The 24,892-nt window shown below is 56.7% G+C and carries 23 protein-coding genes; 17 read left to right on the top strand and 6 right to left on the bottom strand.

Translation table 11 applies throughout. From position 1 onward, the window contains the following. Positions 1-351 (bottom strand): hydrogenase maturation nickel metallochaperone HypA, encoded by a 351-nt coding sequence (gene hypA, locus C7M51_RS01260; RefSeq protein WP_160619800.1) that lies wholly within the window; start codon positions 349-351, stop codon positions 1-3. A gap of 234 nt (positions 352-585) precedes the next feature. Between hypA and C7M51_RS01255 the strand changes: the two genes are divergently transcribed. The 9 genes from C7M51_RS01255 (at position 586) to hycI (ending at position 8,386) form a co-directional block, all read left to right on the top strand. Next, positions 586-1,044 carry a transcriptional regulator gene (locus C7M51_RS01255; protein WP_160619799.1) on the top strand — a complete coding sequence of 153 codons (459 nt, stop codon included), beginning with the start codon at positions 586-588 and terminating at the stop codon, positions 1,042-1,044. 76 nt (positions 1,045-1,120) lie between these two features. Next, positions 1,121-1,726 (top strand): 4Fe-4S dicluster domain-containing protein, encoded by a 606-nt coding sequence (locus C7M51_RS01250; protein ID WP_160619798.1) that lies wholly within the window; start codon positions 1,121-1,123, stop codon positions 1,724-1,726. After that, complete coding sequence (gene hycC / locus C7M51_RS01245) at positions 1,726-3,564, top strand: formate hydrogenlyase subunit 3 (protein ID WP_160619797.1); 1,839 nt, start codon at positions 1,726-1,728, stop codon at positions 3,562-3,564. The genes C7M51_RS01250 and hycC overlap by 1 nt, the downstream gene beginning before the upstream one ends. Further along, positions 3,561-4,484 (top strand): respiratory chain complex I subunit 1 family protein, encoded by a 924-nt coding sequence (locus C7M51_RS01240; RefSeq protein WP_160619796.1) that lies wholly within the window; start codon positions 3,561-3,563, stop codon positions 4,482-4,484. Before hycC ends, C7M51_RS01240 begins: the two co-directional genes overlap by 4 nt. A gap of 15 nt (positions 4,485-4,499) precedes the next feature. After that, a complete protein-coding gene (locus C7M51_RS01235; RefSeq protein ID WP_160619795.1) occupies positions 4,500-6,209 on the top strand; it encodes a hydrogenase large subunit in 1,710 nt (569 codons plus the stop codon). Positions 6,210-6,221: 12 nt separating this feature from the next. Beyond that, positions 6,222-6,767 carry a formate hydrogenlyase complex iron-sulfur subunit gene (locus C7M51_RS01230; protein ID WP_160619794.1) on the top strand — a complete coding sequence of 182 codons (546 nt, stop codon included), beginning with the start codon at positions 6,222-6,224 and terminating at the stop codon, positions 6,765-6,767. Next, positions 6,764-7,528 (top strand): NADH-quinone oxidoreductase subunit B family protein, encoded by a 765-nt coding sequence (locus C7M51_RS01225; protein WP_160619793.1) that lies wholly within the window; start codon positions 6,764-6,766, stop codon positions 7,526-7,528. The genes C7M51_RS01230 and C7M51_RS01225 overlap by 4 nt, the downstream gene beginning before the upstream one ends. Continuing rightward, on the top strand, positions 7,528-7,938 hold the full coding sequence (locus tag C7M51_RS01220; RefSeq protein ID WP_160619792.1) for a formate hydrogenlyase maturation HycH family protein: 411 nt from the start codon (positions 7,528-7,530) through the stop codon (positions 7,936-7,938). The genes C7M51_RS01225 and C7M51_RS01220 overlap by 1 nt, the downstream gene beginning before the upstream one ends. After that, positions 7,931-8,386, top strand: a complete 456-nt coding sequence (gene hycI / locus C7M51_RS01215; protein WP_160619791.1) for a hydrogenase maturation peptidase HycI — start codon at positions 7,931-7,933, stop codon at positions 8,384-8,386. The genes C7M51_RS01220 and hycI overlap by 8 nt, the downstream gene beginning before the upstream one ends. A 250-nt stretch (positions 8,387-8,636) precedes the next feature. Here the strand turns inward: hycI and C7M51_RS01210 are convergent, their stop codons facing one another. Continuing rightward, the gene (locus C7M51_RS01210; RefSeq protein WP_160619790.1) at positions 8,637-11,180 is read right to left on the bottom strand and encodes an excinuclease ABC subunit UvrA; all 2,544 of its coding nucleotides are present in this window, start codon (positions 11,178-11,180) and stop codon (positions 8,637-8,639) included. Between the two features lie 231 nt (positions 11,181-11,411). Here C7M51_RS01210 and C7M51_RS01205 point away from each other — a divergent pair, with 231 nt between their 5' ends. Continuing rightward, positions 11,412-12,296 (top strand): LysR family transcriptional regulator, encoded by an 885-nt coding sequence (locus C7M51_RS01205; RefSeq protein WP_160619789.1) that lies wholly within the window; start codon positions 11,412-11,414, stop codon positions 12,294-12,296. Between the two features lie 77 nt (positions 12,297-12,373). Here the strand turns inward: C7M51_RS01205 and C7M51_RS01200 are convergent, their stop codons facing one another. After that, complete coding sequence (locus C7M51_RS01200) at positions 12,374-12,700, bottom strand: DMT family transporter (protein WP_160619788.1); 327 nt, start codon at positions 12,698-12,700, stop codon at positions 12,374-12,376. Continuing rightward, positions 12,697-13,023 (bottom strand): DMT family transporter, encoded by a 327-nt coding sequence (locus tag C7M51_RS01195; protein WP_160619787.1) that lies wholly within the window; start codon positions 13,021-13,023, stop codon positions 12,697-12,699. The genes C7M51_RS01200 and C7M51_RS01195 overlap by 4 nt, the downstream gene beginning before the upstream one ends. A 634-nt stretch (positions 13,024-13,657) precedes the next feature. On the opposite strand from C7M51_RS01195, the gene hydN reads away from it, so the two are divergent. From hydN to fdhF (C7M51_RS01170), 5 genes are all read left to right on the top strand, one after another. Further along, positions 13,658-14,203 carry an electron transport protein HydN gene (gene hydN, locus C7M51_RS01190; protein WP_160619786.1) on the top strand — a complete coding sequence of 182 codons (546 nt, stop codon included), beginning with the start codon at positions 13,658-13,660 and terminating at the stop codon, positions 14,201-14,203. A gap of 38 nt (positions 14,204-14,241) precedes the next feature. Then, a complete protein-coding gene (gene fdhF, locus C7M51_RS01185) occupies positions 14,242-16,392 on the top strand; it encodes a formate dehydrogenase subunit alpha (RefSeq protein ID WP_160619785.1) in 2,151 nt (716 codons plus the stop codon). 62 nt (positions 16,393-16,454) lie between these two features. Beyond that, complete coding sequence (gene hypF, locus C7M51_RS01180) at positions 16,455-18,674, top strand: carbamoyltransferase HypF (RefSeq protein ID WP_160619784.1); 2,220 nt, start codon at positions 16,455-16,457, stop codon at positions 18,672-18,674. Positions 18,675-18,688: 14 nt separating this feature from the next. After that, on the top strand, positions 18,689-19,708 hold the full coding sequence (locus C7M51_RS01175) for a HoxN/HupN/NixA family nickel/cobalt transporter (RefSeq protein WP_160619783.1): 1,020 nt from the start codon (positions 18,689-18,691) through the stop codon (positions 19,706-19,708). A 168-nt stretch (positions 19,709-19,876) separates the two neighbouring features. Continuing rightward, positions 19,877-22,024: a formate dehydrogenase subunit alpha gene (gene fdhF / locus C7M51_RS01170; protein WP_160619782.1), complete on the top strand. Its 2,148-nt coding sequence runs from the start codon at positions 19,877-19,879 to the stop codon at positions 22,022-22,024. Positions 22,025-22,145: 121 nt separating this feature from the next. Here fdhF (C7M51_RS01170) and C7M51_RS01165 read toward each other — a convergent pair whose 3' ends face one another. Next, positions 22,146-23,051: a LysR family transcriptional regulator gene (locus C7M51_RS01165; RefSeq protein ID WP_160619781.1), complete on the bottom strand. Its 906-nt coding sequence runs from the start codon at positions 23,049-23,051 to the stop codon at positions 22,146-22,148. A gap of 142 nt (positions 23,052-23,193) precedes the next feature. On the opposite strand from C7M51_RS01165, the gene C7M51_RS01160 reads away from it, so the two are divergent. Further along, on the top strand, positions 23,194-24,123 hold the full coding sequence (locus C7M51_RS01160; protein WP_160619780.1) for an aromatic alcohol reductase: 930 nt from the start codon (positions 23,194-23,196) through the stop codon (positions 24,121-24,123). A gap of 27 nt (positions 24,124-24,150) precedes the next feature. Then, positions 24,151-24,357 (top strand): YdgH/BhsA/McbA-like domain containing protein, encoded by a 207-nt coding sequence (locus C7M51_RS01155; protein ID WP_160619779.1) that lies wholly within the window; start codon positions 24,151-24,153, stop codon positions 24,355-24,357. Between the two features lie 333 nt (positions 24,358-24,690). Here C7M51_RS01155 and C7M51_RS01150 read toward each other — a convergent pair whose 3' ends face one another. After that, on the bottom strand, positions 24,691-24,885 hold the full coding sequence (locus C7M51_RS01150) for a DUF4926 domain-containing protein (protein WP_244323784.1): 195 nt from the start codon (positions 24,883-24,885) through the stop codon (positions 24,691-24,693). Between the last annotated feature and the right edge of the window lie 7 nt (positions 24,886-24,892).

Below are 24,892 nucleotides of genomic sequence, written 5' to 3'. Positions count from 1 at the left end.
TTACTCCTGTTCAAATTCCAGACGCGTGATATGCAGCCCGTCGTCAGCGACGATATGTAAATCGCCGCCGCCGCAGGAGGGGCAGCGCCGCACACGGTGGGTTAAAAGCTGGACATAAGCGTTGCAGTCCCGGCACCAGCATTCCGCCTGCTGTTCTTCCAGATGCAGTTCGCAGCCTTCGGCGACGCTGCCCCGGCAAACCAGCTCAAAGCAGAACTGCAGCGCGCTGCTTTCTACACAAGAAAAGGCGCCGACGCGTAGCCATACGCCGACGATCCGCTTGACCCGATGCAGGTGCGCCTGCTGTTCAATTAATTCCAGCGCCTGCTGGCAGAGGGTGATTTCGTGCATGATGCTCGTCCCGGTGAAGTCTTACCGGGTAAAGCAATATTGGTGCCATGTTTCCAGTAAAGTTTCCGAAAAAGCAGTGTCCTGATGCGGGCAAAGATGACGAAATGACATGTCATTTGATGTTATTTTGCCGCATTAAAATAAAAACAACCAAAATAATCAATAACTTAAAATTTGGCATGGAACGTGCTTAATGCTGACAACTTTGTAAAACAGACGCATTAGGTATTTCCCATGAACCTTTCCGAATTAACTGAGAAGGCAAATTTTATCGCTGGACAGCAGCGCGTACTGCGCACCCACTGGAATCACTACGGTAATTCGCTGATTCAGGCCATTACCCTTTCGAAAGCCAGTCTGCACCTGACCCCAACCAGCGGTATAGATGACGGGCTGGCCTTCTGGCTGTTTGACCATTTCCTTATCCGCGTGACGCCCGAGCAGGCTTTTAACGGCCATATCTTCAATTACACCGTCGAAGCGCGTGACGAGCAGACGCGGGTGCTGATTGGCCGCGCCCGTCTGAAGGATGATGGCATGCTGGACGACAGTATTAACATTAACGAGCGCGAGGCGGTGCTGAACCATTTCCTTAACCTAATCAGCGGTATTTATACCGCGATCTTTCAGGCCACCACACGCGGCGAGTCGCTGACCCTGGCGACCCTGGCGCAACAGCACGCCGCCGCCTGAATACGCTGTCGTCAGGTGTCGAAAATGACGTTTTCGACACATTTCGTCAAAAATGACTATCACCAGAGGAAACCAGGTGAATCGTTTTGTAATTGCCGATCCCGCTCTGTGTATCGGTTGCCATACCTGTGAGGCAGCCTGCTCAGAAAACCACCGCCTGCATGGCCTGCAAAGCCAGCCGCGGCTAAAAGTGATGCGTAACCGCAACGAGTCCGCGCCGCAGCTGTGCCACCACTGCGAAGATGCCCCCTGCGCGCAGGTCTGCCCGGTTAACGCCATCACCCGCATTGACGGTGCCATCCAGCTTAATGAAAGCCTGTGCGTTAGCTGCAAGCTGTGCGGCATCGCCTGCCCGTTTGGGGCGATAGAATTTGCCGGTAGCCGCCCGCTGGCTATCCCCGCCAACAGCAATACCGCTAAAGCGCCACCGGCTCCTCCATCCCCCGCCCGCGTCAGCCCGTTCCTCGACTGGGTGCCTGGGGTGCGCGCCATCGCGGTGAAGTGCGACCTCTGCTACTTCGACGAAGATGGCCCGGCGTGCGTCCGCACCTGTCCGACCAAATCCCTGTATCTGGTGAACGACGACGACATCACCCACGCCAGCAAGCGCAAACGTGAACTTACCGTCTTTACCGATCTGGGCGATCTGTCGCTGTTCCAGTCGCAGCAAGGAGAACGCTGATGAACGCCTTTTCACTACTTAACCTGGCGCTGGGCGTGTACCTCATCAGCGCCGTGCTGGCCCTGCTCTTTTGTGCCAACCGGCCCGCGAGCGGTGCGATTGCCGGGATCGGCAACGCAATCGCCAGCGCCCTGACGGTGGCGGCAGGGTTTAGCACCCTGCTGGCCGCACCTGCGCCCCTGGCGCTGCACGCCGACATCCCCTGGCTTCAGGTAGGGACGCAGCTGACGCGCATCGGGGCGGTATGGCTTATCGCCATCGGCCTGCCGGCCTGCTTTATCGGCCTGTTTAGCATCGCCTGGCATCGCCATCCGCAGGCGAAAAACAACGGCGCGCTGATGAACCTGCTGATGGCCGCTGCCGTAGCAGCCATCGTGGCCGATAACCTCGGCTGGCTGGTGGTCATGGCAGAGATTATGGCCCTGTGCGCCGCGTTTCTGACCGGTTGCGCCCAGTCCGGCAAGCTGTGGTTTGTGCTTGGCCGCCTGGGAACGCTGCTGCTGGCGATCGCCTGCTGGCAGGCGTGGCAGTTTTACGGCTCACTGGACTTTGCGGCGATGGCAGAGCTGGCGAGCGAACAGGCACCGGGTGCCAGCGTCTGGTTACCGGGGCTGGCTGGCTTTGGCCTGCTGGCCGGAGCAATCCCGCTGCACGGCTGGGCACCGCAGGCGCACGCCAATGCCAGCGCTCCCGCAGCCGCGCTCTTCTCCACGGTGGTGATGAAAGTGGGGCTGTACGGCATGCTGACGGTGTGCCTGAGTGGAACTTATCCTCCCCTGTGGCTGGGGGTACTGCTGCTGGTGCTGGGGATGATCACCGCCTTCAGCGGCGGCCTGTATGCCCTGATGGAACACAACATTCAGCGCCTGCTGGCGTACCACACCCTGGAAAATATCGGCATCATCCTGCTTGGCCTCGGCGCGGGCGTGAGCGGTATTGCGCTCCAGAGCAACCTGCTGATTGCGCTGGGCTTCACTGGCGGGCTGTACCATCTGGTGAGCCACGGCCTGTTTAAAAGCACCCTGTTCCTCGGCGCGGGGGCGGTGTGGTATCGCACCGGCCATCGCGATATTGAGAAGCTCGGCGGCATCGGCAAAAAAATGCCGCTGATCTCCCTCTCCATGCTGGTAGGGCTGATGGCGATGGCTGCGCTGCCTCCCCTCAACGGCTTTGCCGGCGAATGGGTGATTTATCAGTCCTTCTTTAACCTCGGCGCGCACGACCTGTTTATCACTCGCCTGCTGGGGCCGTTGCTGGCAGTGGGACTGGCGATTACCGGCGCGCTGGCGGTGATGTGCATGGCAAAAGTCTATGGCGTCACCTTCCTTGGTGTCCCCCGTACTCCTGAAGCGCAAAACGCCGCCGACGCCCCCTGGCTGATGACTTTCAGCACCGGGCTGGCGGCGCTCTGCTGCGTGGCGGGCGGCGTAGCGGCCCCGTGGTTTCTGCCGCTAATTAGCCAGATGTTCCCGGTGAATAGCGGCGCGGTAAACACCGTCTCGCAACCGATGGTCACGCTGCTGTTGCTCGCCGGTCTGCTGCTGCCTTTTATCGTTACGGTGCTGTTCAAAGGCGATCGCCTGGCGAACCGCTCCCGCGGGATGGCCTGGGTGTGCGGCTACGATCATGAAGATTCGATGGTGATCACCGCTCACGGCTTCGCGATGCCGGTAAAAGAGGCCTTTGCCCCGGTACTGAAGCTGCGCAAATGGCTGAACCCGGTGCGCTTTATTCCCGGCTGGCAGCGTGAGCGCACGGCTGTCGTGTTCCACCGTATCGCGCTGCTTGAGCTGGCGGTGCTGCTGGTGGTGATTATCTCTCAAGGAGTCGGAAAATGACCCTGATCTACGCCCTGATCCAGGCGCTGGTGCTGTTTGCCCTTGCGCCACTGCTGACCGGCATTACTCGCGTGACGCGCGCCCGGCTGCATACCCGCCGCGGGCCGGATATTTTCCAGGAGTACCGCGATCTGATTAAGCTGCTTGGCCGCCAGAGCGTGGCTCCCGCAGCCTCCGGCTGGGTATTTCGCCTGACGCCCTTTGTGATGGTAGCCGTAATGGTCGCCATCGCCAGCGCGCTGCCGGTGATCACCCTCGCCTCGCCGCTGCCGCCGCTGGGGGATCTCATTACCCTGATTTATCTCTTTGCCATTGCTCGCTTCTTCTTTGCCATTGCCGGACTGGACACTGGCAGCCCCTTCACCGCCATTGGCGCCAGCCGCGAGGCGATGCTCGGGGTACTGGTGGAGCCGATCCTGCTGCTTGGCCTGTGGGTTGCCGCTCAGGTAGCGGGCAGTACCCATATCAGCGCGGTGGCAGAGACGATCTGGCACTGGCCGGTCGCCCACTCCCTGACGCTGACGCTGGCCCTGTGCGCCTGCGCCTTCGCCACCTTTATTGAGATGGGCAAGCTGCCCTTTGACCTGGCCGAAGCCGAACAGGAGCTACAGGAAGGCCCGCTGTCGGAGTACAGCGGCGCGGGCTTTGCCCTGTTCAAGTGGGGCATCAGCCTGAAGCAGCTGGTGGTGCTGCAAATGTTCGTCGGGGTGTTTATCCCCTGGGGGCAGATGACGCACTTTTCCGTCGGCGGCCTGCTGCTGGCTATCGTTATCGCAGCGGTCAAGCTGGTGGCGGGCGTGCTGGTGATTGCCCTGTTCGAGAACAGCATGGCGCGCCTGCGCTTTAACGCCACCTCACGGATTACCTGGACCGGTTTTGGTCTGGCCTTTTTAGCTTTCGTCTCCTTGCTGGCGGCGTGACTGTAGAGAATAACCATGTCTGAAGAAAAAGTTGGTCAACACTATCTCGCCGCCCTGCATCAGGCCTTCCCGGGCGTAGTGTTAAATGAGGCCTGGCAGACCCGGGATCAAATCACCCTTACGGTGAAAAACAACTACCTGCCGGAGGTGGTCGAGTTCCTGTATTACCAACAGGGGGGCTGGCTTTCGGTGCTGTTTGGCAACGATGAGCGCCAGCTCTGCGGCAGCTACGCCGTCTATTATGTGCTGTCGATGGAACAGGGTACGCGCTGCTGGATAACCGTGCGCGTCGAGGTGGACGCCAACAAGCCGGAGTTCCCCTCGGTGACGCCACGGGTGCCCGCCGCCGTCTGGGGCGAGCGCGAAGTGCGCGATATGTACGGCCTGATCCCGGTCGGCCTGCCCGACGAGCGCCGCCTGGTGCTGCCGGACGACTGGCCTGACGAGCTCTATCCGCTGCGTAAAGACAGTATGGATTATCGCCAGCGTCCGGCTCCCACCACCGATAAAGAGACCTACGAGTTTATTAACGAGCTCGGCGATAAGAAAAACAACGTAGTGCCCATTGGCCCGCTGCACGTTACCTCCGATGAGCCGGGGCACTTCCGCCTGTTCGTCGACGGCGAGAACATCATCGACGCCGATTACCGCCTGTTCTACGTCCATCGCGGCATGGAGAAGCTGGCGGAGACCCGCATGGGCTACAACGAAGTGACCTTCCTCTCCGACCGCGTGTGCGGCATCTGCGGCTTTGCCCACAGCACGGCGTACACCACCTCGGTGGAAAATGCGATGGGAATAGTGGTGCCGGAACGCGCCCAAATGATCCGCGCCATCCTGCTGGAGGTGGAGCGTCTGCACTCGCACCTGCTGAACCTGGGGCTGGCCTGCCACTTTGTTGGCTTTGACTCCGGCTTTATGCAGTTCTTCCGCGTGCGCGAAGCCTCGATGAAGATGGCGGAAATCCTCACCGGGGCGCGCAAAACCTACGGCCTGAACCTGATTGGCGGCATCCGTCGCGATATGTTGAAAGAGGATATGATCGCCACGCGCCAGCTGGCGCAGCAGATGCGCCGCGACGTGCAGGATCTGGTGGATATCCTCATGAGCACGCCGAACATTGAGCAGCGTACGGTGGGCGTCGGCCGCCTCGACCCGCAGATCGCCCGCGACTTCAGCAATGTGGGACCGATGGTGCGCGCCAGCGGACATGCCCGCGACACCCGCGCAGATCACCCCTTTGCCGGCTACGGCCTGCTGCCGATGGAGGTCCACTCCGAGCAGGGCTGCGACGTCATCTCCCGCCTGAAGGTGCGCATCAACGAAGTCTTTACCGCCCTGAACATGATCGATTACGGGCTGGATAACCTGCCGGGCGGCCCGCTGATGGTGGAGGGCTTTACCTATATTCCGAACCGGTTTGCGCTGGGCTTTAGCGAAGCGCCGCGCGGGGATGATATCCACTGGAGCATGACCGGCGACAACCAGAAGCTCTGGCGCTGGCGCTGCCGGGCGGCCACCTACGCCAACTGGCCGACGCTGCGCTATATGCTGCGCGGCAACACCGTCTCTGACGCGCCGCTGATTATCGGCAGCCTTGACCCCTGCTACTCCTGCACCGACCGCATGACGGTGGTCGACGTGCGCAAGAAGAAAAGCAAAGTGGTGCCCTATAAAGAGCTGGAACGCTACAGCATCGAACGCAAGAACTCGCCGCTGAAATAACCCGGAGCATTCATGTTTACCTTTATTAAAAAAGTAATCAAAACCGGCACGGTGACGGAGTCCTACCCGCTCCAGCCGATTGCGGTTGACAAAAATCTGCGCGGCAAGCCGGAACACAATCCGCAGCAGTGCATCGGCTGCGCGGCCTGCGTAAACGCCTGCCCCGCTAACGCCCTGACGGTAGAGACCGACCTGCTCACCGGGCAACTGGCATGGCAGTTTAACTTAGGGCGCTGCATCTTCTGCGGGCGCTGCGAGGAGGTCTGTCCGACCACCGCCATCACGCTCTCTCAGGAGTACGAACTGGCGGTGTGGAGTAAAGCGGATTTCCTCCAGCAGTCGCGCTTTGACATCTGCTACTGCCGGGTATGCGAGCGCCCCTACGCGGTGCAAAAAGAGATTGATTACGCGATTGAGATCCTGCGTCACAACGGGGACAAGCGGGCAGAATCACACCGCGAGAGCTTTGAAACCTGCCCGGACTGCAAGCGCCTGCAGGGGCTTGCGCCTTCGGAAAAAATCCAGCTAATCCGCGAAATGAAGGAGGCGACGCGATGAACGAACTCTTAGGGCCGCGTAACAAACAGGGGATGCCGGTACCGTTCACGGTGGATGAGTCCATCGCCCGCATGAAGACCTCGCTGCTGAAAAACATTAAGCGCTCGGCCTACGTCTACCGGGTAGACTGCGGCGGCTGCAACGGCTGCGAAATCGAGATCTTCGCCACCCTGTCGCCCATTTTCGATCCTGAGCGCTTCGGCATTAAGGTGGTGCCTTCCCCGCGCCACGCCGACATTCTGCTCTTTACCGGCGCGGTGACCCGCGCGATGCGCTCCCCGGCGCTGCGTGCGTGGGAATCGGCCCCGGATCCGAAAATCTGTATCTCCTACGGGGCCTGCGGCAACTCCGGCGGCATTTTCCACGATCTGTACTGCGTGTGGGGCGGCACCGACAAAATCGTCCCGGTTGACGTCTATATTCCCGGCTGCCCGCCCTCCCCTGCCGCCACGCTGTACGGTTTTGCGATGGCGCTGGGGCTGCTGGAGCAAAAAATCCACGCCCGCGAGCCGGGGAGCATAGATAACCAGCCCGCCGAGCTGCTGCACCCGGAGATGGTGCAGCCTCTGCGGGTGCGCATCGACCGCGCCGCGCGTCGACTGGCTGGCTACCGCTATGGTCGCCAAATTGCGGATGATTTTATGCGCCATCTGCTGAAGGGCGAAGAGAGCGTGGCGGCGTGGCTGGCCCAGGAGAACGATCCGCGCCTGAGTGAAATCGTGGCCAATCTCATTGAGGTGGTCGGGCAGGAGCGCGCCTGATGGGTGAAACGGTAATTTTCAGCCAGCTCAGCCGCAAGTTCATTGACGAAAGTGATGACACCCCCGCCGACGCGCAGCAGGTGATCTATTACGGGCTGGCTATTGGTCACCACCTGGGGGTAATCGACTGCCTGTCGGCGGTGCTCACCTGCCCCTGGGATGACTATCTGGCGTGGATAGCCACCCTGGAGGCGGGCAGCGAGGCGCGGCGCAAAATGGAAGGCGTACCGCGCTACGGGGAGATCGTGATCGATGCGACTCATATAACGATGCTGGCGAGTGCCTTTGACGCGGCCCTTGCACACCAGACGGCGCAGCAGCAGGCGTGGAGCCGCGAGATGCTCGCCATGCTGCACGCCATTCACCAGGAAAACGCCATCTATCTGATGGTGAGGAGGCAACGTGACTGATGTTTTACTCTGCGTCGGCAACAGCATGATGGGTGACGATGGCGCCGGTCCGCTGCTGGCCGAGATGTGCCAGCAGGCACCGCATGGCGACTGGGTGGTGTTTGACGGCGGCAGCGCCCCGGAAAACGAGGTGGTAGCGATCCGCGAGCTGCGCCCGGCGCGGCTACTGATTGTGGATGCCACCGATATGGGGCTTAACCCCGGCGAGATCCGCCGCATTGACCCGGACGACATCGCCGAAATGTTTATGATGACCACCCACAATATGCCGCTTAACTATCTGGTGGACCAACTGCGCGACGACGTTGGTGAGGTCGTTTTCTTAGGCATTCAGCCGGATATTGTCGGGTTTTATTATCCGATGACGGAAGCGGTTAAGGCGGCGGTGGAAAGGGTTCATGAAAGCCTGGCAGAAAGGAATGGGGTGCTGGGATTTGAGGAGCTGTGAGAGGTTAGGTTGATACTTAGCTGGGGACGGAAGTAACGAAGGGTTGGGAAAAGCGTTCGCGGTAGGCGGGCGCTTTTTGTTTTGGAGGAAAGGCGGTACTCCAGGGATATGATTATTCCTAAGGTCGTTGTGATGACAGCTTTGTGCCAGGGGCGGTCATTGCCAGCATCTATCTGCATCAACCGGTGGGGAACAGATCAGTCAAACTATATATGCCCATCATTATTGCTATATGAAACCATGCCCGGGATTATTCTTCAGGATCGCCAATCCGCTTTTTTAACCTTGCCAATAAGTAAGGCGCAGTGATGCTGTTACCTACATGACTGACCTCCTCCGGGGTACCAGCCGCAACGATTTCCCCGCCGTTCTCACCCGAGCCAGGACCGAGATCGAGGACCCAGTCGGCTTCCGAGGCTATCCGCATGTCGTGCTCTGCCATCACAACTGTATCCCCTCGCTGAACCAGCTTGTCCAGCACTCGCATCAACTTATCCATATCCGCAGGATGTAGCCCCGTGGACGGCTCGTCGAGGAGATAGAGTGTCTTACCCCGCTGCACCCGCTGAAGCTCCCAGGCAAGCTTGATGCGCTGACATTCACCTCCGGACAGTTCCGTGGCTGGCTGGCCTAACGTCAGGTAGCCAAGACCAAGCGAAGCAAGCGCTGCCAGAGAACGCTGTATGGCTTCATTGTTTCTGAATACGGTAATGGCTTCGTCTACGGTAAGGGCCAGAACATCGGCTATGTTTCTGTTATTCCAGCGAACCTCAAGTGTTTCATCATTGTAGCGACGCCCGCCACAGGCAGAACATGGCGCACTTGCCTGAGGCATGAACATCAGTTCAATGGTTATCTGCCCCTGCCCCTCGCAGGCAGGACATCGCCCGGCAGGGAGATTAAAGGAAAAGCGACTGGCGTCAAAGCCACGTTTCCTGGCTTCATCGGTTTCAGCAAAGAGCTTGCGGACAGTGTCAAAAAAACCAGTATAGGTCGCCAGGTTCGAACGCGGTGTGCGCCCTATAGGCCTCTGATCGATACGGACCAGTCGTTTGAGAGAGGTTCCTCCGGCCGTGATTTTCCCCTGAACGCCCAAATATACGGTTTCTTCTCCCGTTTCCTCATCTTCAGGGGTTTTATCTAGCCGCTGTAGCAACGTCGGGAGCACTTGGGTCAGAAGCGTTGATTTACCCGAGCCGGATACACCGGTGATCACGGTCATCCGCTCAAGGGGGATTTGGACATTAACAGAATGTATATTATTACACATAACCTGCTCAAGCTTCAGCCAGCGCTCCGGAAGTCTGCGTTGGCGTAGGCCCTTATAGCGCTGGCCGAACAGATAACCGGCCGTAGGCGATCGGGAAACCTGTGCAAGCCCGGACGGTATGCCGTTATAGACGATTTCTCCACCCAGTCGGCCCGGTCCTGGCCCGACTTCCGTCAGCCAGTCTGCTTCGGCGATAACGTCCAGGTTATGCTCGACGATGACCAGAGAGTTACCCGCCTCCAGAAGAGAACGTAGAGAATGAATCAGCGCCCGCACGTCATCCGGGTGCAATCCGGCCGCAGGTTCATCAAGCACATACAGCACACCGAAAAGGCGGGAGATGAGCTGGGTTGCAAGCCGGATACGCTGGAGTTCCCCTGATGACAACATTGTGGTCCGGCGACCGAGAGACAAATGGCCAAGGCCCAGTTTTTCAAGTTGTTCGAGACGTCCGCAAATGTCGGTCGTCATTCTGATAGTGGCTTCCCTTAATGCAGCTTCGCCAGGCAGAGACTGAGAGTGCCCGTTGGCAAAGGGTAAAAATAAAGATTTCAATTGCGTTATCGTCAGCTCACCGATTTGAGCGATATCGTGCCCGGCAAAAGTCACAGACAATGCTTTCTGGTTGAGCCTTTTACCGTGGCATTCGGTGCACGGTGCCACGGTAATAAAACGTGAAAGACGTTTTTTCACAGATTCTTTCCCGCCGGAATAACTTTGCAGTACGTATTTCCGGGCACTGGTATAAGTACCGGTATAAGAAGGTTCGGTTCCGGCTGCGATCGCTTCCTGACGCTGCTCTGCATTGAGACCCATAAAGATAGGTACAGAAGGCTGTTCATCGGTAAACAGGATCCACTCTTTGTCCTGTTCAGACAGCGTATTCCACGGTGCATCAATGTCGTAGCCAAGCGTATCGAGAATAGAACGAAGGTTCTTCGCCTGCCAGCCATTCGGCCAGGAGGCGATAGCACCTTCACGGATGCTCAGCGCACCGTCCGGAACAAGCACATCGGCTTTCACTTCATGAACCATTCCCATCCCCTGGCAGGTTGGGCAAGCCCCCTGGGGATTATTGGGTGAAAACGACTCGGCGGGCAGGAACGGAACCCCTTCGGGGCGAATGCCTGCGCGGGAAAACAGCAGCCTTAAGGTGACAGAAATTCGCGTCAGGCTACCGACGGTAGATCGTTCCTGAGCCCCGGCCCGACTCTGTTGCAGGGCAACCGCAGGCGGCAGGCCATTGATACCATCAACATCCGGTGCGGACGCCTGTTCAATCAGACGCCGCGCATGAGGGGCAATAGATTCCATAAACCGTCGCTGGGCTTCCGCATAGAGGGTATCAAAGGCCAGTGAGGATTTACCCGAACCCGAGATCCCGGTAAACACTACCATTGCATCGCGGGGGAATGTAAACGAAATATCCCTGAGGTTATGTGTTCTTGCTCCATGTACGCTTACACTTGTACTGATGTCATGATGTGGCGTAGAGCCGGCTTTTTGTTGTTTGTCTGATGACATAGTTTCCCCTAAAACGAGTGAATCTGCTGGTTAGCTCTGTCCAGTGTGAAGCGGTGGCGGCCTATACCACTATACAAAACGATCGGAGAACGGGAGTTCAAAGGGTAGCCCTGTGATCGTATTCAAACAATTCCCTCTTCCGGTATTTCAGTCATGACAGAATGGAATGAGTGGTTACGATAAGATGTGTCAGGCACGCGTTTTCAGCGGTATATCACGAAGGAGAAGAAGATGAACCTTGTTGACGGAATAGAGGCATTCGTAAAGATTGCGGAGCTTGGCAGCTTTGCCGCAGCGGCACGTGAGCTTAATATCTCGCCCTCAGCCGTAAGCAAGCTGGTTAGCAAAACGGAGGAAGAGCTGGGCACACGGCTTCTCAACCGAAACACCCGTGGATTAAGCCTGACGCAGGAAGGGGAGATGTTCCTTGAACGCTGCCGGGTGATCCTCAATGAACTAAAATCCGCAAAAGAAGAGCTTTCATCTATATCGTGTGAACCAAGGGGAAAGTTACGTGTAAGCATGCCTAATATGCCTTCGTTCTTTGTGCCCCTAATCAGTCGGTTTATCGAGCTTTATCCAGCTGTAATGCTGGAGGTGGATCTCAGCGACAGGCTGGTTGATGTCGTGGATGAAGGCTTTGACGCCGTAATCCGTGTTGGACATCTCTCTGATTCACGCTTAACGGCCCGCTCGCTCGGTAACTGCCCCATGAATCTGGTGGCATCGCCGGAGTATCTGAAGAGATACGGTACACCTTCCTGTGTGGATGACCTCAGCTCACACAGTTGCATCCAGTACCGGTATCCTTCCAGCGGCAGAACGGAGCCCTGGCCGTTACTGAATGCCGGGGCTGGAGATATCAATATCATCCCCGCTGTTGTATGCAACAGTACCGATATTCGCCTGGGGCTGGCCCTGAACGGAAAAGGGATTGTTTTTATGCCAGGGTTATTGACAGAAAAATATCTTGCGTCGGGAGAACTGGAGATTGTACTGGGTGATATCGTTGGGCGAAGTTATGATATGAATATCGTCTGGCCGACGAATAAATATACAACCCCAAGGCTTAAATCTTTCGTTAGTTTTATGGTTGAAAATTTTAACCTGTCTTGAGTATGGTTAATAACGACGTAATTCTCACTTCCAAACAGCATGTTTACTAACATCCATTTGAAAGTGAGTCATCTTAATTAAACCAGCTTCAGCATGATTGCGCTGAAGATAATAAGAAAGATACTTGCCCCCTTGAGCAAACGGATTTTATCTCCGTTAATAAACACGCCTACCGCAACGGCACCAACGGTACCCACGCCCGTAAAGATGGCATAGGCCACGGAAAGGGGGATCTCGCGCATGGAGATACTCAACGAACTGAGCGCAATGGCAAAAAGTACAATGGTGGCCAGAAGGAACGTGACCTTACGGCTAACGGTTTCGGTATTGGCATATCCATTCAAGGTGGAGATGCCGGCAACCTCGAAGCATCCGGCAATAAACAGAACGAGATAGGAAATCATGATTTTGCTCCTTTGACACCAATGACGCCCAGCATCAGTGTGACAACAAATACGATACGGAGAATTTCTGGCTGACCTCCATGGGACAGGGTGTCAGCCATTTCGACCAGCACCACAAACAGGGTACCGAGACCGGTATAAACCACATACGCAATACTCGCGCCTACGTATTTGAACGAAAGCATGAATATGCCAAAACTGGCCACTACGCAGATCACTGTCAGAAATATTTCAAATGAGCCCTGCGCGTGCTTAAGACCGAATGCCCAGGCGCATTCAAACATTGCGCCGATAATAATAAGGATGAGACCTTTGGTGTTCATAACAATTTTCTCTTCTGATACTACAGTGAGTTTAAATATTGCCGTCAACACTGAAAAACCATGACAACTCTCGTGAAACCAGAAAAAATAAATAAACTGAAAGGTTAAGCAAAGAGAATAATGAATTAATGATTATTATTTCGTTACTCACTGGAATGAATGTAATATTAAAACTCTCACTCTCTCTAGACAATATAGGATAGTAGTATTTCAGAAGTGACAAAATGGAAATAGTCCTTTCTATAGTGCTATGGCAGTGGGAATAATAAGCTTGATTGTAAAATTCTAAATGGGCAGCCGAGACTTCGGAAGTTGTCTTTACAGTTAGCAAGTGAACTTCCGCTCTTCGCTCATACCCGACCAGCCGGCTTTTTCCTTCGAGCCAGATTACCCGCGAAGTTTCCTTTTATCTGAATAACCCATAGTTATTTCCTACGGTAAATACAGTTATTTCCAAAAAAGATAACACCCTCTACTCCTTCCTTTATCCAAAGCGAAACCGTCACTACCGTCATCGTCACTAATGTCGACGACAGCCTCAACTCAAATAAAACACCTATATTTCAAAAAGTTAATTTTTGGCGCGTTTTATGCATCCACCCGGTGAGATTACTATCAATGCCGGAGATAAAGGATGAATCGTTTCATCATCGCCGATGCCAGTAAATGTATCGGCTGTCGTACCTGTGAAGTTGCCTGCGTGGTATCGCACCACGAAGACCAGGACTGCTCTTCGCTGACGCCACAAACCTTCTTACCGCGTATTCACGTCATCAAAGGCGTCAACGTCTCCACCGCGACTATGTGCCGCCAGTGCGAGGATGCTCCCTGCGCCAGCGTCTGTCCGAACGGGGCGATCACCCGGGATAACGACTTTGTGCATGTTCACCAGGAGCGCTGCATCGGCTGCAAAACCTGCGTGGTGGCCTGTCCCTACGGCGCCATGGAGGTGGTGGTTAAGCCGGTGGTGCGCAGCACGGGATCCGGGCTGAACGTGGTGGCAGAAAAGGCCGAAGCCAACAAATGCGACCTCTGCTATCACCAGCCGAACGGCCCGGCCTGCATTCAGGCCTGCCCCACCAACGCCATCGTCTGTATCGATCGCAACAAGCTTGAACAACTGAGTCTGGAAAAACGCCGCCGTGCGGCGCTGGACGATATCTCTTCGCTGATGCTGTAAGCCTCGGCCTCTTTTCACTTTTAGCAGGTCTGTTACTGATGAAGAAAATCACTAGCGTCTGCCCGTACTGCGGTGCAGGTTGTAAATTAAAACTGGTAGTTGAGAACAATAAAATCATCCGCGCGGAGGCCGCGCCGGGCGTCACCAACCAGGATCAACTTTGCCTTAAGGGATACTACGGCTGGGATTTTCTCAATGATACCCGGCTGCTGACGCCGCGCCTGACCCAGCCCATGATCCGCTACCAGAAGGGCGGCAAATTTGTGCCCGTCACCTGGGATGAAGCTATTCGCTACACCGCCCGCCGCCTCTCTGAGATCAAGGCGAAATACGGCCCGCGCGCTATTATGACCACCGGCTCGTCGCGCGGAACGGGGAATGAAACCAACTACGTGATGCAGAAGTTTGCTCGCGGGGTGCTTAACACCAACAACGTCGACTGCTGCGCCCGCGTCTGCCATGGGCCGAGCGTTGCCGGCCTCCAGGAGACGCTGGGCAACGGGGCGATGAGCAACTCTATCAGCGATATCGAAAATTCAAAATGCCTGCTGATCTTCGGCTACAACTGCGCCGACTCGCACCCGATTGTCGCCCGTCGGGTGATCAAAGCGAAGCAGAACGGCGCGAAGGTGATCGTCTGCGATCCGCGCAAAATTGAGACGGCACGCATTGCCGACCGGCACCTGCAGCTCAAAAACGGCTGCAACATGGCGTTGGTCAATGCCTTCATCTACACCCTGCTGGACGAGCATCTCTACAACAGCGACTACGTGGCGCAATACACCGAAGGGCTGGAGACGCTGCGCGAAACCGTGAGCGAGTATGCGCCGGAAGCGGTAGAAGACATCACCGGCGTGAGCGCCCAGCAGATCCGCCAGGCGATGCGTATTTACGCCGCCGCACCATCCGCCACCGTGATGTGGGGAATGGGGGTGACCCAGTTTGGCCAGGCGGTAGACGTGGTGAAAGGGCTCTCCACGCTGGCGCTGTTAACCGGCAACCTGGGACGCGAACACGTGGGCGTGGGGCCGGTGCGCGGCCAGAATAACGTGCAGGGGGCGTGCGACATGGGGGTTATCCCCAACCAGTTCCCCGGCTATCAGAATGTGACCGATCCGCAGGTGCGGGAGAAATTTGCCCGGGCGTGGAATATCGATCCGCGCAACATGGACGACCAGGTAGGGGTGCGCATTACCGAAGTGCCACACCTCGCGCTGGAGGGCAAGATGAAAGCCTATTACATCATGGGCGAAGATCCGCTCCAGACCGAAGCGGATCTGGGCCTGGTGCGTAAAGGCTTTGAGGCGCTCGAATTCGTGGTGGTGCAGGACATCTTTATGACCAAAACCGCAGAGATGGCCGACGTGCTGCTGCCCGCCACTTCCTGGGGCGAACATGCGGGGGTATTCACCTGCGCCGACCGGGGCTTCCAGCGCTTTGAAAAAGCCATTGAGCCGAAGGGCAACGTCAAACGTGACTGGGAGATCATCAGCCTGATTGCTACTGAGATGGGCTATCCGATGCACTATCGCGATAACCAGCACATCTGGGACGAAATGCGCGAGCTCTGCCCGCTTTTCTACGGCGTGACGTACGAAAAAATGGGCGATATGGGACACGTGCAGTGGCCGTGCCCGACCCTCGATCATCCGGGCACGCCCTGGTTGTACGAAGGCAACCGCTTCGACACGCCGAGCGGCAAAGGCCAGCTTTTTGCCGCTAAATGGCGCAAGCCGGCGGAGGTACCGGACGCCGACTATCCGCTGGTGCTCTGCACCGTGCGCGAGGTAGGGCATTACTCCTGTCGGTCAATGACCGGCAACTGCGCGGCGCTGCAAACCCTGGCGGATGAACCGGGCTTTGTGCAGATGAACCCGGAAGATGCCGCTGCTGCGGGCATTAAAGATGGGCAGCTGGTGTGGGTCAGCTCCCGCCGCGGCAAGGTTATCAGCCGGGCCGACGTTAACGAGCGGATCAATAAAGGGGCGGTGTACATGACCTACCAGTGGTGGATTGGGGCCTGCAACGAACTGACCCAGGATAACCTCGATCCTATCTCCAAAACGCCGGAGACCAAATATTGCGCCGTGAAGATCGACAAAATTGCCGATCAAAACTGGGCGGAAAATTATGCTCTGACAACCTATAACGTCATGAAAACCCGCCTGCGGGAGGCGGTAGACAGCTAATGGCTGGCAGCCGGGGAGTACTTCTCCCCGGCAACATTATTTAATCTTCAGGAAGTGATGCGATGAGTGTAAACGGCACGCGGCTGCGCATTCGCGGCAAAGTCCAGGGGGTGGGATTTCGCCCCTGGGTCTGGCAGCTGGCGCAGCGGCTGGCGCTGAAGGGCGATGTCTGCAACGACGGTGGCGGCGTGGTGGTGCGCCTCGTCGGCCAGGCGCAGACTTTTATTGCTCAGCTTGCCGTCGGCTGCCCGCCGCTGGCGCGTATCGACGACATCAGCGAGCAGCCCTGGCACTGGGCAGTGCTGCCACAGGATTTTACGATTATTCCCAGCGCGCAGGGAAAGATGACCACCCAGGTGGTCCCGGATGCCGCAACCTGCCCGGCATGCCTGGCGGAGATGAACGATCCGCACCAGCGCCGCTACCGCTACCCCTTTATCAACTGTACCCACTGCGGACCACGCTTCACCATTATTCGGGCGATGCCCTACGACCGTCCCTCCACCACTATGGCCGAATTTGCCCTCTGCCCGGCCTGCGAAGCGGAGTACCGCAACCCCGCCGACCGGCGTTTTCACGCCCAGCCAGTGGCCTGTCCGGAGTGCGGGCCACAGGTGAGCTGGGTAACAGGCGAGGAAGAACAAGAAAATGCGCTACAGGCTGCGGTGGCGGCACTGAAGCGCGGCGACATAGTGGCAATCAAAGGGCTGGGAGGTTTCCACCTGGCCTGCGATGCGCAAAACGAGGCGGCGGTGAACGCGCTGCGCGCACGCAAAGGCCGCCCGGCGAAGCCGCTGGCGGTAATGATCCCGCCGCGCGTGGCGGATGCCCTGCCCGCTGGAGTTCAGGCGCTGCTGCGCTCCCCTGCCGCCCCCATCGTGCTGGTGGAGAAAAGCGGCATAGCGCTGTGTGAAGCGGTAGCTCCAGGGCTTAACGAGGTCGGAGTGATGCTCGCCGCCAACCCGCTTCAGCACCTGTTAATGCAGGATCTGGACCGCCCGCTGGTGATGACCTCCGGCAACCTGAACGGCCGTCCGCCAGCGCTCACCAACGTCGATGCCCTGCGCGATCTGAGCGGGATTGCCGACGGCTTTCTGCTGCATAATCGCGCTATCGTCCAGCGCATGGATGACTCGGTGATGCGCGCCAGTGGCGAGATGCTGCGCCGCGCCCGTGGCTTTGTGCCAGATGCCCTGCCCCTTCCCCCCGGCTTTGAAGATGCCCCGTCTCTGCTGTGCCTCGGGGCCGATCTTAAGAATACATTTTGCCTGGTGCGCGGCGGGCAGGCGGTGCTGAGCCAGCACCTGGGCGATCTGAACGATGACGGCGCAGTGGCGCAGTGGCGGCGGGCGCTGACGTTAATGCAGGATCTCTGGCAGTTTACCCCCGAACGGGTGGTGACCGACGCCCATCCGGGCTATCGCTCAACGCAGCTCGGCGAAGAGATGCCCCTGCCGCAGATGCACGTGCTGCATCACCACGCCCACGCGGCGGCCTGCCTGGCCGAACACGGCTGGCCGCGCGACGGCGGCGACGTCATCGCCCTGGTGCTTGACGGCATCGGCCAGGGCGAAAACGGCGCGCTCTGGGGTGGCGAGTGCCTGCGGGTGAATTATCGCCGCTGCGAAAGGCTGGGCGGGCTGCCGCCGGTGGCGCTGCCCGGCGGCGATCTGGCGGCCCGCCAACCGTGGCGCAATCTGCTGGCTCAGTGGCTGGCGTTTGTCCCGGAATGGCAATCGTTGCCCCAGGCAAACGTGCTACTGGATAAGCCCTGGCAGCCGCTGGCGAAGGCGATTGCGCGCGGGGTGAACTCGCCGCCCGCCTCCTCTGCTGGCCGGTTGTTTGATGCCGTGGCCGCAGCGCTGGGCTGCGCGCCTTCACAGCTCAGCTACGAAGGCGAAGCCGCCTGCCGACTGGAAGCCCTGGCGCTGAGCGCCTCGCCCGTAACGCATCCGGTGACCCTGCCGGTGCGCGAAGGTGAGCTGGATATGGCGATCTTCTGGCACCGGTTATTAGGCTGGCAGGCCCCGGATGCCGAACGGGCATGGGCGTTTCACGATGCCCTGGCGCAGGGGATGGCGACGCTGGCCGCCGCTCACGCCCGGCAGCATCGCATCTCCACCATCGCCTGTGGCGGCGGGGTGCTGCACAACCGGCTGCTGCGAGCGCGCCTGCGGTTCTGGCTACGCGATTTTACCGTACTGTTTCCCGAACGGCTTCCCGCCGGAGACGGGGCGGTAGCATTTGGACAGGCAGTGATTGCTGCCGCGACATTTTCCTGATTCTGGACCTCGCTATGTTTGTGCACTATTTCAACAATCATCCTAAAGCCGTGGCGCTGATGCTGGCGCTGGTCGTGACCAATATTGTGGCCTGGGGGACGGCGTTTTATCTTTTTCACGCTGTGCCGTCGCTGCTGGCGGCAAGCATGCTCGCCTGGTGCTATGGCTTGCGTCACGCGGTGGATGCCGATCACATCGCCGCCATTGATAACGTGACCCGCAAGATGATGCAGCAGGGCAAACGCCCCTGCGGTGTGGGAGCCTGGTTCTCGCTCGGCCACTCCACCATCGTGGTGCTGGCCTCGATTGCCATCGCCGCCACCGCCACGGCCTTCAGCCGTCATATGGCCTGGTTCCACGATACGGGCGGCACCATCGGCACGGCGGTTTCGGCCTTTTTCCTGCTGGCGATGGCGCTGGTGAACATGATTATCCTGCGCGACGTGTGGGGCAGCTTTAACAAGATGAAACGCGGCGAGCCGGTGCCTGACGCCATCACCTTTGAAGGCGGCGGCGTGATGAACCGGCTGTTTCGCCCGGCGTTCCGCCTGGTGACCCGCAGCTGGCACATGTATCTGGTGGGATTTTTATTTGGCCTGGGCTTTGATACCGCCACCGAGATCGGGGTGCTGGGGATCTCCGCCGCCGGTGCCTCCAGCGGGATGTCGGTATGGGCGATCCTGGTTTTTCCCCTGCTCTTCACCAGCGGTATGGCGCTGATCGATACCCTCGATAACCTGATTATGGTGGGTGCCTACGGCTGGGCATTCAACAAGCCCCAGCGCAAGCTTTACTACAACATGACCATCACCGGCACCTCTGTAGTGGTGGCGCTGTTTATCGGAGGGCTGGAGGCGCTGGGGCTGCTGGCGAACAAGCTCGGGCTGGAGGGCGGGCTGTGGAACGGCGTAGCCGCAATGAATGATAACCTGGGTAACGCGGGCTTTATTGTGGTCGCTCTCTTCGTCGCCTGTTGGCTAATCTCCCTTATTAACTATCGCCGTAAAGGCTACGACGCCCTGATTGTGCGTTAATCCCCTCGTCACCGCTGTCCGTTCGTCATGTCATTTCTGTCGAATGGACGGCGCGCTTTAATGCCCTTCTCAATTTTTTATTATTTTTCAGTCTATTAATTGCGATTTTTATAGTGGCGCGATTCATGCATAGCCTGACTATACGAACAGGAACGGGAGTTCATACCGATGAAGAAAGTAGTCACGGTTTGCCCCTATTGTGCCTCGGGTTGCAAGATCAACCTGGTGGTCGATAACGGCAAAATCGTCAAGGCTGAAGCAGCGCAGGGTAAAACCAATCAGGGCACTCTCTGCCTGAAGGGGTATTACGGCTGGGATTTTATTAACGACACCAAAATCCTGACGCCGCGCCTGAAATCCCCGATGATCCGACGCCAGCGCGGCGGCAAGCTGGAGGCGGTCTCCTGGGATGAAGCCCTGGATTACGTTGCGACTAAACTCAGCGCCATTAAGGCTAAGCACGGACCGGACGCGATCATGACCACCGGGTCATCGCGCGGTACCGGCAATGAAACCAACTATGTAATGCAAAAATTTGCCCGCGCGGTTATCGGTACTAACAATATCGACTGCTGCGCGCGCGTCTGACACGGCCCATCGGTTGCAGGTCTGCACCAGTCGGTCGGTAACGGCGCAATGAGTAACTCGATTGTCGGTATTGAAAATGCCGATATGGTCTTTATCTTCGGCTACAATCCGGCGGATTCGCACCCCATAGTGGCGAATCGGGTGATTAAAGCCAAACGCAAAGGAGCGAAAATTATCGTCTGCGATCCGCGCAAAATTGAAACCGCGCGCATTGCCGATATGCACCTGGCGCTGAAAAACGGCTCCAATATCGCACTACTGAATGCGATGGGGCACGTGATCATTGAAGAACAACTGTACGACCGCGCATTTGTAACGGCGCGGACGGAAGGGTTTGAGGAGTACCGCAAGATCGTTGAAGGCTATACGCCAGAATCCGTTGAGGCGATCACCGGGGTCAGCGCCTTTGAGATCCGCCAGGCGGCGCGCATGTACGCGGCGGCTGAAAATGCGGCGATCCTCTGGGGGATGGGCGTAACCCAGTTCTACCAGGGTGTGGAAACCGTGCGTTCCCTGACGAGTCTGGCGCTGCTGACCGGTAACCTCGGCAAGCCATACGCGGGGGTGAACCCGGTGCGGGGACAGAATAACGTGCAGGGCGCATGTGACATGGGCGCACTACCGGATACCTATCCAGGCTATCAGTATATCAACGATCCTGAGAACCGGGCGAAGTTTGCCAGAGCCTGGGGCGTGGAGTCTCTGCCCGCCCACAACGGGTATCGCATCAGCGAGCTGCCCCACCGGGTGGCACACGGCGAAGTGCATGCTGCCTACATCATGGGCGAAGATCCGCTGCAAACGGACGCGGAACTTTCCGCCGTGCGTAAGGCGTTTGACGAACTGGAACTGGTCATCGTGCAGGATATCTTCATGACCAAAACCGCCGCCGCCGCCGATGTGATCCTGCCATCCACCTCCTGGGGCGAGCACGAAGGGGTTTATACCGCTGCCGACCGTGGTTTTCAGCGCTTCTTTAAAGCGGTGGAGCCGAAGTGGGATCTGAAAACGGACTGGCAGATAATCAGCGAGATCTCCACCCGCATGGGCTATCCGATGCACTACAGCAACACCCAGGAGATCTGGGACGAGCTGCGCCATCTGTGCCCGGATTTCTACGGTGCCACCTACGAGAAGATGGGCGAGCTGGGCTACATCCAGTGGCCGTGTCGGGACGAGTCAGAGGAAGATCAGGGTCAGGATTACCTGTTCAAAGAGACGTTCTCCACCCCGAACGGGCTGGGGCAGCTCTATACCTGCGACTGGGTCGCGCCCATTGATAAGCTCACCGAAGAGTACCCCATGGTGCTCTCCACCGTGCGAGAAGTGGGCCACTACTCGTGCCGTTCCATGACCGGTAACTGTGCGGCCTTAGCGGCGCTGGCCGATGAGCCTGGCTATGCCCAAATCAATACCGCTGACGCGGCGCGTCTGGGTATTAAGGATGAGGCGCTGGTCTGGGTGACGTCGCGTAAGGGCAAAGTCATCACCCGCGCACAGGTGAGCAATCGACCAAACGTGGGTGCGGTCTATATGACTTACCAGTGGTGGATCGGCGCCTGTAACGAGCTGGTGACGGAGAACCTCAGCCCGGTGACCAAAACGCCGGAGTATAAGTATTGCGCCGTGCGCGTGGAGCCTATCGCCGACCAGCAGGCCGCCGAACAGTACGTGATTGATGAATATCACAAGCTGAAGAAGCATCTGCGGGAGGTGGCTGCGGGGTGAGTGGCGCTGTTTTTTAGCGTGTGTTGGTACGAGCAGCCTTAGGGTTGCTCGTTTTTTATGAGGATGTTGCGCTATACAAACGCGGAAGAAGACGGCAAGCCGAGTTGCCAGGCTATCTGCTTTATGGATATCGCTCCGGCGAGGTCAAAAGCCCCCTGCACCAGTCATAGAAAACGCGTACTGAGGGAGGAAGATATCTGTTTTGCGGATAGACCAGCGAAAGGGGTAAATCAAAGGAGAAATTATCCATGCAGGAAACCAATGCACCACTCTGCAAATACGGCACCGCCAGATAGCTGGCAATGCGAACAAGCCCAAGTCCTTGTACCCCGGCCTGAATATAGGCATCGGTATCATCGACAATCAGCGTTTCCTTCATGCGAAGCGCAACATCCTCTCCATCAAGCGTAAAAAACCAGTCGGTAGTACGTCCGGTACGGTGATTCAGGTAGCCAACCGCACGATGCTGTTTCAAATCCGCTAAGCTTTCCGGCCTGCCATAAAGATCAATATAGTGCGGTGATGCCAGGATCACCCATTTAAAATTGGCCAGCGGACGTGCAACCAGCGTGGTTGAATCGTCAATCCTGCCGGTGCGGATCACACAGTCATATCCTTCCTGAATGATGTCTTCCACGCTATCGCTGGAACAAAGCATTAATTCCAGCTCAGGGTACTGATGCAAAAATTCCGGAAGCCCAGGAAGAATGCAATGCCGGGCGAAAGACTGGGGCATCCCCACTTTAAAGCGGCCTTTGGGCTGGGCCGCTCTGCCGGGAAATGAAGACTCCATCGTCGCGATATCAGCCAGCACTCTTTTGCACTCTTCATAGTAGCGTTGACCATCTGCGGTCACGCTGAGTTTACGGGTGGTACGCTTAAGAAGTTGAATCCCAAGCCAGGCTTCCAGCTCCTTAATGACCCGCGATACCGTTGAACGCGGCAGTCCCAGCATTTCTGCTGCCCTGGCGAAGCTGTGAGCGTCCACCACGCTAATATAGACCTGCATTGATTCCAGCTTATCCATATTCCCACCGTCACTGAGCACATTGATTATCCCATTTTTACGAACAGTCTAACCTGTCGCCATCGTCTTATCGAATGATAAACATTGCCATAAACTCATCCTACACGTAGCAAACACCTGCTTAACAAAGTAAGGAATGAAGATGAAAGAACAAAACATTAACACCGGCGAAAAAGTATTAGTGCTGGGCGCGGGACAACTGGGGGCCGCCGTGCTGGACGCTTTGGTCCCGGCAGTCATACAGCGCAAGGGCACCGTCTCCGTTATTGTGTCGCCCGCCTCCTGGGATCAACAGGGAAAGCTGGTATCCCATATCCATCAAAAACTGGCTGATGCGGGAGCTAAATTTATTCCTGTCAACGTTGCTGCCAGTACGATTGATTCATTAAAAAACCACTTTGTAAATTTTGATACGGTGATCAATTGCATGGGTTTTGTCGCGGGTACGGGGACGCAGTTAAAAATAACCCGCGCGGTGCTGAAGGCTGGCGTTAACCGATATTTCCCCTGGCAGTTTGGCGTAAATTACGATGTGGTGGGCAAAGGAAGCGGTCAACCTGTCTGGGATGAGCAGTATGACGTCAGGACGCTACTCCGGCAACAAAACGAAACGGAATGGGTAATTGTTTCAACCGGCATGTTTACCAGTTTTCTTTTCGAGCCTGCATTTGATGTGGTGAATTTATCTGAGAAAACTATTAATGCGCTTGGGGGATGGGAAACGCAGGTTACCGTTACGTCACCCGCAGATATTGGCCGACTAACCACCGACATTTATTTGCATCAACCGCGTATTACTAATGAGGTAATTTTTGTCGCGGGGGAAACGACTTCCTATGGAAAGCTGGCGGACACCGTAGAGCGCGTAACAAAACACACTTTTTCCAGGAATCTACTTACTTTACCCGCCCTGCTGGATGCACTGCGTTTAAATCCGGAGGATCAAATGCTCCGCTATCGCGCCGCCTTCGCCAGGGGAGACGGGATGTGGTGGCCGATGAGTGAAACCTGGAATGCACAACATAATCTGCCGACGCAGGATATTGAGTCCTGGCTTAAAACAGTCATCTAATTCTCTACTCTTTGAGGAGTGATTCTCATGAAAACCATTATTACGCTTTTACTGGTTTGTTTTTGCCTGCCCTTTTCCGTATACGCTAAAACCATTACGGCAACCGGCGATACACTTGAGCAAACGGAAAGTAAGATTCACCAATTGGCTCAGAATGAAGGCGGAAAGTCATACAAAATTATTGAGGCAAGGATGGCAAATAAAGTACATATGACTGCAATCATTAATCCATAATCCATAATCCATAATCCATAAATGGGGGCGCATCGCCCCCTCTTGCTTATTGATTTTTTATTACGCTGTATAATCCATACAGGAACTGAGCAGAAGCAGTGGAATAGTAATGGTGATCTGGCACAAAGTGTTTATACGGTTTGATATATACGAACGTCCTGGGCTGGCGTAGTTGTTTTCTAAACCGACAATCACGATGTCTGTTATCAAGGCAACCAAAGCAGAGCAACTTTTCACGGCCCGCCGTAGCAAGCCTGGATAAAAAAACGCGTCGGGTAGCAGGATATGTTTGTTAAACAGTTAGAAGTTGCACAATTTATAACTGCGTGACTGTTAATTTACCTCTGATTTTAACTGTTCTGGCGATAAAGCCAGACTCAATATAGTATTTCCTTCGTCATCACAAAATTCCACTTCATATGCTAATGATGGTGAATAATATACATCTAAAACCACGCCGGGCTGCCCTTTGGTTAAACCCAGGCCAGGCAAGTTATCACTAAGGTAAACAACCTCAAATGGTTTCATCTGCTCA

It is taken from the genome of Mixta intestinalis, from assembly GCF_009914055.1.
GTDB lineage: Bacteria > Pseudomonadota > Gammaproteobacteria > Enterobacterales > Enterobacteriaceae > Mixta > Mixta intestinalis.
The sequence above is the reverse complement of the archived record's forward strand: the minus strand, read 5'-3'. Positions and strand labels throughout refer to the sequence as shown.